General features: G+C 51.7%; 5 protein-coding genes. All 5 read left to right on the plus strand.

Translation table 11 applies throughout. From position 1 onward, the window contains the following. Positions 1-1116 (plus strand): biotin carboxylase (locus tag INT22_RS18230; RefSeq protein ID WP_226912884.1); only part of this gene is annotated, 1116 nt, incomplete at its 5' end. A 56-nt stretch (positions 1117-1172) separates the two neighbouring features. Next, positions 1173-2156, plus strand: a complete 984-nt coding sequence (locus INT22_RS18235) for a C45 family autoproteolytic acyltransferase/hydolase (RefSeq protein ID WP_226912885.1) — start codon at positions 1173-1175, stop codon at positions 2154-2156. 64 nt (positions 2157-2220) lie between these two features. Beyond that, the gene (locus tag INT22_RS18240; protein ID WP_193068716.1) at positions 2221-4998 is read left to right on the plus strand and encodes an aminotransferase class I/II-fold pyridoxal phosphate-dependent enzyme; all 2778 of its coding nucleotides are present in this window, start codon (positions 2221-2223) and stop codon (positions 4996-4998) included. A gap of 247 nt (positions 4999-5245) precedes the next feature. Then, positions 5246-6742 carry an NAD-dependent succinate-semialdehyde dehydrogenase gene (locus INT22_RS18245; RefSeq protein ID WP_193068717.1) on the plus strand — a complete coding sequence of 499 codons (1497 nt, stop codon included), beginning with the start codon at positions 5246-5248 and terminating at the stop codon, positions 6740-6742. Positions 6743-6812: 70 nt separating this feature from the next. Next, positions 6813-7627, plus strand: an 815-nt coding sequence (locus tag INT22_RS21495) for an aminotransferase class III-fold pyridoxal phosphate-dependent enzyme (protein WP_226912886.1), incomplete at its 3' end; no start/stop codon positions are given.

The following is a 7627-nucleotide window of genomic DNA, read 5'->3' on the forward strand; positions in this document are numbered from 1 at the left end:
GTTGCCTTCCCTCCCGCCGAACTGCGCAAGCGGATGGATAATAAGATTGAGACGGTGCGTATTGGCAATAAAGCGGGCGTGCCCAGCGTGCCCAACGTGCTGGCCAGGGTAGGCAGTTATCAGGAGCTTCTAGAGGTCAGCGAGTCGCTCGGTAACGATTTAGTGGTACAGACCGCGTTTGGCGATTCTGGTCATACCACCTTCTTTATTGCCAGTGAAGAAGACTATTACAAGCATGCTGAAGAGATCGAAGCCGAACCCGAGGTCAAGATCATGAAGCGCATCAACTGTCGCGGCTCGGCGATAGAAGCTTGTGCCACGCGTTGCGGTACGGTCGTTGGCCCGTTGATGACAGAGCTTGTAGGCTTCAAATCCTTGACTCCTTATAAGGGCGGTTGGTGTGGCAACGAAATGTTCGCCGGCGCCTTTAGTCAGGAAGTGCGTGATTTAGCGCGCGAGTACACCTTTAAGTTTGGTGAGGCACTGCGCGAAGAGGGTTATCGAGGCTATTTTGAACTCGATTTCCTGATTGATATGGATACCCATGAAGTGTATCTGGGTGAACTTAACCCCCGTGTGACAGGAGCAAGCTCTCTGACGAATGTGGCGGCTTTTGCTCATTCTGATATTCCACTGTTCCTGTTTCACCTGCTTGAATTTTCGGATGTCGATTTTGACCTGGACATCAATGATATCAATGAGCGTTGGGCGCACCCTGAAAGTGTCGACAGCTGGAGCCAGCTGGTTATCAAGCATACCGATGAAAGCGTTGACCTGTTAACGGAAGCGCCTACTACCGGCGTATGGCGCATGAATGCTCAGGGCGAAATTGCTTATGATCATTATAGCTATCACCCCCACGCGGCAGAGAACGAGCATGAAGCCTTTTTTCTGCGCATTAGTGGCGCAGGAGACTTCCGGTATGAAGGGGCCGACCTGGGTATTTTGATCACCCGGGGGCGGTTAATGGATGATGACTTCCAACTGAATGAGCGTGCCAAGGCTTGGATAGACGGCATCCGTGGTCAGTACACCGGACAGGCGTTGCAAGACCCAGTGGTGGAGGAAGTTGCCGTCAGCCATGCTATCGGCGGTGGCAACTTCAAAATTCTTTAACCATGGACAGCAACTTTGTTGCAGGCCGAGCGCCTGGTGTGGAGCTGGACAAAGCCTTGACGTTTCGCACCGTGCATGAAGAGGTGGCGGGGCCAAAATGGCAGTCGTTGTTCCATTACCACTGGCCTGCCTATGAGCCCTGGTATCTGGCCGAAGGTGAGCGTGAGCGTCCCTCTTATCTGGAGTGTCATAACGCCTTACGCAAGCACATGCCCGAATTGCTGGCGACTTACCGCACGCTGTGTGAAGTAGCCGGTGGCGGGGATCTTTCGTCACGGCTACTGAGTTTGTATCGTCCGCCGCCGTATATTACCGGTTGCTCACAGGCGGTACTAGCAAGGCCGACGTCAACTGTGCTGGCACGCAACTATGATTACCCACCGGAGTTGTGCGAGGGCTCCATTCTCTACACCCGCTGGAATCAGCGCCGTGTTATCGCCATGTCTGATTGCCTGTGGGGCGTGCTAGACGGGATGAACGATTCTGGGCTTGCTGTTTCTCTGGCCTTTGGTGGGCGCAAGGTGGTGGGGGATGGCTTTGGTGCGCCGGTTATTCTTCGCTACATTCTCGAATTTTGCGATACCGTGCCCGAAGCTGCTGCGGTACTTGCGAGAGTGCCTACCCATATGGCCTACAACATTACCGTGGCAGATGCTTCAGGGCGTTATGTCACGGCGATGATTGCACCGGATCGCCGCGCCAGCATTCGGCGGGTGGCGGTGGCTACCAATCATCAAAAGAAAATCGAATGGTATGCCCATGCGCTGGCCTCTGAAACCTTGATTCGCGAGCGTCAGCTCTCGATTCTGGTGGATGACGACGCCACCACTGAAGAGCGACTAATTTCGGCTTTTTCCGCTCCCCCTTTGTTTCGCCATGACTATCGGCGTGGCCTGGGCACAGTGTATACCGCGGTATATCGCACTAAGGAAAGGCTTACCCAGTTTCGCTGGCCCGGTAGAGTATTAGATTTGAGCTTCGATGTGTTTCCTGAAGAGCAAATTACCGTGCGCTATGGCTCCCGCGGGCTGTCCGGCTGATTTAGTACTGTTGCTGAGGCAAGTGTCTTGTCCAGATAAATACCTAAAAAGGATGGGTGTCGTCATGCAAGAGAATAATCCAACCGAAACTTCCTACACCGCCCTGGGTTTTTATCACAAAATTTCCCAACTTCGTGCTGATACCTGGAATGAGCTTAAACGTGATTTGGGAATTTTGACGCGCCTTAAAGAAGAGGATCGCGCCAAAAACTTGATTAAAGCTATCGACATCAAGTTGACACGCTTAGAGATCATTGAGGACTACCACGCATTTCCATCTAAAGAGGATTTTCGCCACCTTTGGACGCTATTTAATCGCGGTGAATATGCGCTGTTGGATAAAGTCGTTAAGCGTTTGGTAAGGGCGTTGATCAGTGAGTCCTATCGTCGACGGCATGTAGATCTTTCTGAGACGGATGCGGGTGCTGAAGACATGGAGGCTTTGGACGCCCTTAATCAACTTCGCCGCGGGCACCCGGCTTCCAATAGCTCGGCGCAACCTTACTTTGAACTGCTGATCGTAGATAATCTTTCTAACCAGGAAGAAGATGTGGTGCGTGAAGCATTTCATAACATGCGCCGACCTGAAGATCGCTTTGTTTACGATGTTGTAACGGTAAAAAGCTTTGAAGATGCGTTGATTGCAATATTGGTGAATCCTAATATACAAGCATGTCTGATTCGCTACGAGTTTCCGTATAAGTCCAAGTATAACCTCAGTGCTTTGCGTAATTATCTGGAAGGTCTCTCAGAAAATGAGTTGGAGCACCATAGCGAAGCTGATCGCAGTATCCTGCTGAGTTCGATGATTCATGAGTTGCGCCCAGAAATTGATCAATTTCTGGTGACGAGTGGTGATGTTGAAGCTACGGCAAGCCGAGATATTAAGCACTTCAACCGTATCTTCTACCGCGAAACGGATTACATCGAGCAGCATCATACGATTCTACGCGCCATTGATAATCGCTATCGCACACCGTTTTTTGATGCTCTGCGTGAATATAGTAGAAAACCCACTGGGGTATTTCATGCCATGCCCATTTCCAGGGGCAAGTCGGTGACTCGATCCCACTGGGCAGGGCACATGATCGACTTCTACGGCATTAATATTTTTCTGGCAGAAACATCCGCAACATCGGGGGGGCTAGACTCGCTGTTGCAACCGTTTGGGCCAATCAAAAAGGCGCAAGAGTACGCTGCCCGCGCCTTTGGAGCTCGTCGTAGCTTCTTTGTGACTAATGGTACGTCCACTGCCAATAAGATTGTGGTGCAGGCGCTGATTAAGCCGCGAGACATTGTGTTGATCGATCGTGACTGTCACAAGTCGCATCATTACGGCATGGTGCTAGCTGGGGCACATGTCAGTTATTTAGACTCCTATCCGCTTGATGATTATTCCATGTACGGTGCGGTGCCGCTGCATGAAATCAAGAAAACGCTGCTGTCCTACAAGCGTTCCGGACAATTGCACAAAGTTAAGATGTTGTTGCTGACCAACTGCACCTTCGATGGCATCGTCTATAACGTGCGCTGGGTGATGGAAGAGTGCTTAGCGATTAAACCAGATCTGGTTTTTCTTTGGGATGAAGCATGGTTTGCCTTCGCTGGTTTTAACCCGACGTATCGGCCACGTACCGCTATGAACACGGCACGTACATTGCGGGATCGTTACCGCAGTGAGAGTTATCGGGAAGAGTATGCGGCTTGGAAAGCCGAGTTCGATAAGCTCGATCCAGAAGATGACGCTACATGGCTTGACCAGCGACTGATGCCCGACCCAGACGAGGTACGCATTCGCACCTATGCAACCCATTCAACCCATAAAACGCTGACCTCGTTACGCCAAGGCTCCATGATTCACGTGTGGGATCAGGATTTTCGCCAGAAAGTGGAGGCTTCTTTCCATGAAGCCTACATGACTCACACCTCTACCTCGCCCAATTATCAGATTGTGGCATCGCTGGATGTGGGAAGAATGCAGGCGGAAATGGAAGGTTTCGAACTGGTACATGCCCAGGTAGAGACAGCGCTTTCGCTTCGCGAACAGCTCTACACCCACCCATTACTGCAGAAATATTTCCGCGTATTAAAAAATAGCGACATGGTGCCTGAAGCCTACCGCGAGTCGGGTGTAGAGTCCTATTACGACCCGGTGACAGGGTGGAATAAGATGGAGGAAGCCTGGGCGCGAGACGAGTTTGTGGTTGACCCTACCCGTGTCACGATTGCCATCGGTAATACAGGCGTTGACGGTGATACCTTTAAAAATGAATACCTGATGAATAAGTACGGGGTTCAGATCAACAAGACTTCCCGCAACACCGTACTGTTTATGACCAATATCGGCACGACACGGGGCTCTATTGCCTACTTATTGGATGTGCTGATCAAGTTGGCGAAAGAGTTCGAATATCGCTTGGAAGACAGTAGCCGCCCTGAGCGCAAAATCATCGAGAATCAGGTGCATTCGCTGAATCATGATTTGCCGCCACTACCTGACTTCAGTCGTTTCCACGACGCCTTCCGGCCGAATCCTGATACGCCCCAGGGTGATATTCGTTGTGCTTACTTTCTGAGTTACGACGAAGAGAATACTGAGTACTTACGCTTCGATAATGGCAAGTTGCAGTCGCAAATGCGTGCTGGACGCGATGTTGTATCGGCAAGTTTTGTCATCCCTTATCCGCCAGGATTTCCGGTATTAGTGCCAGGACAGGTCATCAGCGAAGAAATTTTAGCCTTTCTGCAGGCGCTGGATGTCACTGAGATCCATGGCTATCGGCCGGAGTTAGGGCTAGTGGTGTTTACTGAGGAGGCTCTGATTAACCCCGCCGCAGGTTAAATGCAGCAGATTAAATAGAGGCGCTGCCAAAAAAAATCACTATAAAGCATGCTTTCACAAAAAAAGCGCCGGAATTATCCGGCGCTTTCAAAAACACTTCGTGCGGTATCTCCCTTACGCTAGACACACTGAAACAGCCCATCGAGACGTTGGGCTGTAGACCGATTTTTTAGCAACATTTTCTGTGCAACGGTTTGTCGCCAGCGATTGGCTTCACCGTCACTGGCTGCAACCTGGGGAGGTGCCCATGACCACACTATCGACCACGCTCACTAAGCGCTTGGAAGATCCGCGTCTGTTCCGTCAGTACGCCTACGTAGACGGTAAATGGACCCATGGTGACGGCGGCCGCGAAGAAGCGGTGTATGACCCGGCGACCAATGAAGCCATTGGCCACATTCCCTTGCTGGAAGCTGAGCAAATTACCGCTGCCGTAGATGCTGCTGAAACTGCCTTTGTACAGTGGCGTGCCCTACGCGCTGACGAGCGCTGCGAGCGCTTGCTGGCTTGGTACGATTTGATTCAAGCCAATCGTGAAGACCTAGCCACCATCATGACGTTGGAGCAGGGCAAGCCGCTGCCGGATGCCCGTGGCGAAGTAGAGTACGGTGCCAGTTTCGTGCGTTGGTTCGCTGAAGAGGGGAAACGCACCTACGGTGAAACCATTCCTAGCCATATTCCCAATGCATCACTGGGCACCATTAAAGAGCCGGTAGGCATTGCGGCGATGATTACGCCGTGGAACTTCCCGCTGGCCATGATTACCCGCAAGGCTGCAGCGGCGTTGGCCGCTGGATGTCCGGTGATCATCAAGCCTGCCAATGAAACGCCGTTCTCGGCGCTGGCGCTGGCGGAGCTTGCCGAGCGGGCAGGTATTCCGGAAGGTATTTTTAACGTCGTGCTGGGTGATCCTGCAGAAGTCTCTAAAATTTTGTGCAGCGAGCCGCGTATCCGAGCGCTCTCTTTCACGGGTTCTACCCGTGTTGGCCGCTTGTTGATTGAACAGAGCGCAAATACGGTTAAACGGCTATCGCTGGAGTTAGGTGGCAACGCGCCGTTTATCGTTGGTCCGGATATGGATCCCAAAGAGGCAGCCTATGCTGCAGTCTCGGCCAAGTTTCAAACGGCTGGGCAAGATTGCTTAGCCGCCAACCGCATTTTGGTTCACGAATCTATCCACGATGCGTTCGTTGAGCAATTTACCGAGCGTATGGCGGCACTTACCGTGGGTAACGGATTGCACGGTGAAGTTGACCTTGGCCCGCTGATTCATCGCCAGGCAGTCGAAAAAGCAGCATCGATTGTTGATGATGCGATTTCCAAAGGTGCCACGATGATTGCTGGTGACCAGAGCCAAGCACCGGGCGATAACTTCTTTATGCCAGTGCTGTTGACCAACGTAACACCGCAAATGAAAGTCTGGCGTGAAGAGAACTTTGCCCCGGTGGCCGGTATTACCGCTTATAGTACCGATGACGAAGTTATTGAAATGGCCAATGACACCGAATACGGCTTAGCGGCCTATATCTATACCCATGATATTCGCCGCATCTGGAAGTTAATGCGGGCGTTGGAGTACGGCATGGTTAGCGTCAACTCCGTGAAAATGACTGGCCCACCGGTACCTTTTGGTGGCGTGAAACAGTCCGGCCTTGGACGTGAAGGCGGCGCTACCGGTATCGATGAGTATTTAGAAACGAAGTACTACTGCCTTGGGGCATTAGGTTCAGTATCGGGAAGTTGATGTTTAATCGGTTTTATTAATTTAAGCATCCTCCCCACACGGTGGGGAGGGACTGTATAGAGAGAACGTTATGAGCTTGCATCAGGATCTGATCGAACGCGACCGTAAAGTCACTTTTCACGCCTCTACGCACCTGCGCGACTTCGCCCACGGCGATTTGCCGGGTCGTGTTATCACTGGCGGTAAAGGTATTAATATCGTAGATAAAGATGGCCGTGAGTTTATCGACGGCTTTGCGGGCCTTTACTGCGTCAATATCGGCTATGGCCGCACTGAAGTTGCTGAAGCGATCTATAAGCAAGCGCTAGAGCTTTCTTATTACCACACCTATGTAGGCCACTCGAACGAGCCGCAGATTGAGCTTTCTGAGCGTATTCTGAAAATCGCTGGCATGAACATGTCCAAGGTGTATTACGGCATGTCAGGCTCTGATGCGAATGAAACACAGCTCAAAATAGTACGTTACTACAACAACGTGCTGGGGCGTCCGCAGAAGAAAAAAGTGATCTCGCGTATGCGTGGTTACCACGGTTCCGGCATCGCCTCTGGTTCGCTAACCGGTCTTAAAGCGTTCCACGACCATTTTGACCTGCCAATCGACACCATTCGCCACACTGAAGCGCCGCACTACTATCTGCGCGCGGCAGAACAGCACGGTATGACAGAACTTGAGTTTTCTGCCTACTGTGCCGAGAAATTAGAGGCAATGATTCTGGAAGAAGGCCCCGACACCGTCGCAGCATTTATCGGTGAGCCGGTGCTGGGTACCGGTGGTATCGTACCGCCGCCAGAAGGCTATTGGGATGCGATTCAAGCAGTGCTGAACAAGTATGACGTGCTATTGATAGCCGACGAAGTCGTGTGTGGCTTTGGCCGTACCGGCTC

Origin of the sequence: Halomonas sp. 3D7M, from assembly GCF_014897885.1 — a bacterium.
Lineage (GTDB): Bacteria > Pseudomonadota > Gammaproteobacteria > Pseudomonadales > Halomonadaceae > Vreelandella.

Excerpts from the sequence above, each read along its gene's own strand:
- INT22_RS18245 (WP_193068717.1), top strand. The coding sequence starts at position 5,246 with ATGACCACACTATCGACCACGCTCACTAAGCGCTTGGAAGATCCGCGT.
- INT22_RS18240 (WP_193068716.1), top strand. The coding sequence starts at position 2,221 with ATGCAAGAGAATAATCCAACCGAAACTTCCTACACCGCCCTGGGTTTT.